General features: G+C 65.7%; 3 protein-coding genes and 1 pseudogene. All 4 read left to right on the top strand.

Going from position 1 to position 3,462, the window contains the following annotated elements; translation table 11 throughout:
• Positions 1 to 624: hydrogenase nickel incorporation protein HypB (gene hypB, locus I5M_RS04510; RefSeq protein WP_022720315.1), on the top strand; the 624-nt coding region annotated here is incomplete at its 5' end.
• Between the two features lies 1 nt (position 625).
• Complete coding sequence (gene hypF, locus I5M_RS04515) at positions 626 to 2,881, top strand: carbamoyltransferase HypF (protein WP_022720316.1); 2,256 nt, start codon at positions 626 to 628, stop codon at positions 2,879 to 2,881.
• Entirely contained in the window at positions 2,881 to 3,114 is a 234-nt protein-coding gene (locus I5M_RS04520) for a HypC/HybG/HupF family hydrogenase formation chaperone (RefSeq protein ID WP_022720317.1), read from the top strand. Before hypF ends, I5M_RS04520 begins: the two co-directional genes overlap by 1 nt.
• Positions 3,114 to 3,462: pseudogene (locus I5M_RS29180) on the top strand (hydrogenase formation protein HypD); the annotation flags it as partial. The gene I5M_RS04520 and the pseudogene I5M_RS29180, both read left to right, overlap by 1 nt.

Consider the following 3,462-nt stretch of genomic DNA (forward strand, 5'->3'; position numbering starts at 1 on the left):
GACAACCGCGCGCGGTTCGCGCCCGACGGCGTGCTCGCCTTCAATCTGGTCTCCAGCCCCGGGGCCGGCAAGACATCGCTGTTGGTCCGCGCCGTCTCTGAGCTGAAGGGCGAGTTCGCGATCGGCGTGATCGAGGGCGATCAGCAGACCTCCAACGATGCCGAACGCATTCGTGCCACCGGCGTGCCGGCGATTCAGGTCAACACCGGCAAGGGCTGTCACCTCGACGCCGCGATGGTGGGCGAGGCCTACGACCGGCTGCCCTGGCTCAATGGCGGCCTTCTGATGATCGAGAATGTGGGCAATCTGGTTTGCCCGGCGGCGTTCGATCTCGGGGAAGCCTGCAAGATCGTGGTGTTCTCGACCACCGAGGGTGAAGACAAGCCGCTGAAGTACCCCGACATGTTCGCGGCCTCAGCGCTGATGCTGATCAACAAGATCGATCTCGCCCCGGTGCTCGACTTCGACCTGGCCAGAACCGTCGAGTACGCGCGGCGTGTCAATCCGAAGATCGAGGTGCTGACGGTGTCGGCGCGCACCGGCGAAGGCATGGCGGCGTTCTATGCCTGGATCCGCAAGCGGTGCATGGCCATGAAGTCGGCCACGCAATCAGCGGCGGAGTGACGTGGAAAGCCGGGCCACAGCATCGGTGAGACAGCGGCTGCGCCTCCATGTGCGCGGCGCGGTGCAGGGCGTCGGCTTTCGTCCCTATGTGTACGGCCTCGCCACGCGCTATCGGCTCGGCGGCTTCGTCGCCAACGATCCGAACGGCGTCGTCATCGAGGTCGAGGGCGACCGCGCCTCGGACTTCGTCGCCGCGCTGCCGCTCGAAAAGCCGCCGCTCGCCCGCATCGACGAGATATCGGTGCAGACGGTCGGTGCAATGGCAAGTGATGCGTTTTGCATCCACACCAGCCGGCAAGGCAGGGTGTCGACGCGCATCGTCGCTGATGCGGCGACATGCCCGGACTGCCTAAGCGAACTGTTCGACCCGACCAGTCGTTTCCATCGCTATCCCTTCGTCAACTGCACGCATTGCGGCCCGCGCTACACCATCGCCGAGCGGCTGCCTTACGATCGTGCAACGACGTCGATGAAGCGCTTCGCGCTGTGCGCCGCCTGCGCGCACGACTATGCCGATCCGAGCAGCCGCCGTTTTCACGCCGAGGCGATCGCCTGCCCGCAATGCGGGCCAAGGCTCAGCCACGACATCGCCGACATCGCGGCCGCGATTGCTGCGGGCAGGATCGTCGCGATCAAAGGGCTCGGCGGCTATCAGCTCGTCTGCGACGCTCGTGACGAGGCGGTGGTACAACGGCTGCGGCAGCGCAAGCAACGGGATCAGAAGCCGTTTGCCGTCATGGTCGGCGCGCGAGCCCAAGCCGCCGAGGTCGCCAGCGCTGATGCCGTTGAACTCGAACTGCTGGAAACGCCAGCCCGGCCGATCGTGCTGATGCAATCGTGCGGTCTGTTGGCTCCCTCGATAGCTCCAGAACTAACGCGCCTCGGCGTTATGCTGCCGGTCGCTCCGCTGCACCACCTGATCTTCGACGCGCTGGAGTCTGCACATCGTCGGATTGACGGGCGCTGGGTGCTGGTCGTCACCAGCGCCAACCCCGGCGGCGAGCCGTTGCTGATCGACAATCGGCAGGCGGAGCTGCGGCTTGCCGGCATCGCCGATCTCGTCGTCACCCACGACCGGGACATCGTCACCCGAGCGGACGATTCCGTGGTGGCCGTCGTCGCCGGCCGAAAGCAGTTCGTCCGCCGGGCTCGCGGCTACGTCCCTGAGCCGATTCGATTAGCACGGCCGGTGCCGCCGATCCTGGCGGTCGGCGGTGTGCTGAAGTCGACCGTGACGGTGACACGCGGCAACGAGGCGTTCGTGTCGCAGCATATCGGCGATCTCGACACCGTCGAGGGTGTTCGCTTCTTCGAAGAGACCGTCCGCCATCTGCTGGCAACGCTGGATGTCGAGCCTGTCCTCGTCGCGCATGATCTACACCCGAACATGGCGTCGACACGTTTTGCCGAGGCCAGTGGCAAGACGCTGATCGCCGTTCAGCATCATCATGCGCATGCGGCCTCGGTGATGGCCGAGCATGGAGCCGCCGGACCGGCGCTGGCCCTGGTGCTCGATGGTTTCGGCCGCGGCAGCGACGGCGGGGCTTGGGGTGGCGAACTGCTGCGCTGCGAGGGCGGCCGCTTCGAGCGGTTGGGACATCTACTGCCTTTGAAGATGCCCGGCGGTGATCGTGCCGCGCGCGAGCCCTGGCGCATGGCCGCAGGCGTGCTGCATGCTCTGAGACGCGCCGAGATGATCGCGCCGCTCTTCTCCTCACAGCCTCAGGCCACGCAGCTGTCCGCGATGCTGGCGCAAAGCGGCGTGCCGATGACGACGAGCGCCGGGCGGTTGTTCGATGCGGCTGCGGCGCTTCTTCGCCTATGCCCAGTGCAGAGCTACGAGGGCGAAGCCGCGATGAAGCTGGAGGCGCGCGTGCGCGTACCGCGGGTCGCAGCGGATGGCTGGACGATTGAGAACGGCACGCTGTCGCTGCTGCCTCTGTTCGCTCGCCTTGCGGCCGACAAGATTGATCCGGTCGAGGGCGCCGAGCTCTTCCACGGCACCTTCGCTGCTGCTTGTGTCGACTGGATCATCCGCGCAGCGCGCAACACCGGCATCACGACGGTGACCCTCAGCGGCGGCTGTTTCCTCAATACCATCCTGTCGGAAGCAATCGAACGCGGCTGCCTTGCCGCCGGCCTTGTGCCTCTGTTGCCGCGGCAGTTGCCGCCCAATGACGGCGGGCTTAGCCTTGGTCAGGCTTGGATCGCAGCTCTTCAAATCGAACAACAACATGGTCCGGAAGGAAACGCCTGATGTGTCTCGCTATCCCTGCTGAGATCACGAGACTGCTGCCCGACCAGATGGCCGTCGTCTCGATCGACGGCGTCAGCAAGGAGATTTCGGTGGCGCTGATCGAGGATCCCGCGATCGGCGACTACGTGATCCTCCACGTCGGCTACGCGCTGGCCAAGATCGATCCGGAGGAGGCGAGGCAGACGCTCGAATTGCTCCGCGAACTCAGCGCCGAGCCGCAGGGAGTGGCGTGATGAAATATGCCGACGAGTTTCGCGACAAGGAGATCGCGCTCGGCCTCGCGCGGGCGATCCGCAGCGAAGCCGATCCGCAAAAATCCTATCGCTTCATGGAATTTTGCGGTGGCCATACGCATGCGATTTCGCGCTATGGCCTTGAGGATATGCTGCCTGGCAACGTGCGCATGATCCACGGTCCCGGCTGTCCGGTCTGCGTGCTGCCGGCCGGACGCATCGACATGGCGATCCGCCTCGCCGAGCGGCCGGAGATCATTCTCTGCGTCTATGGCGACCTGATGCGCGTCCCGGGCTCGCAGGGCGCGTCGCTGCTGAAGGCCAAAGCGCGCGGCGCCGATATCCGCA

Source organism: Rhodopseudomonas sp. B29, from assembly GCF_000333455.1.
GTDB lineage: Bacteria > Pseudomonadota > Alphaproteobacteria > Rhizobiales > Xanthobacteraceae > Rhodopseudomonas.

Coding starts and splice junctions, on each gene's coding strand:
- I5M_RS04520 (WP_022720317.1), top strand. CDS start 2,881: ATGTGTCTCGCTATCCCTGCTGAGATCACGAGACTGCTGCCCGACCAG.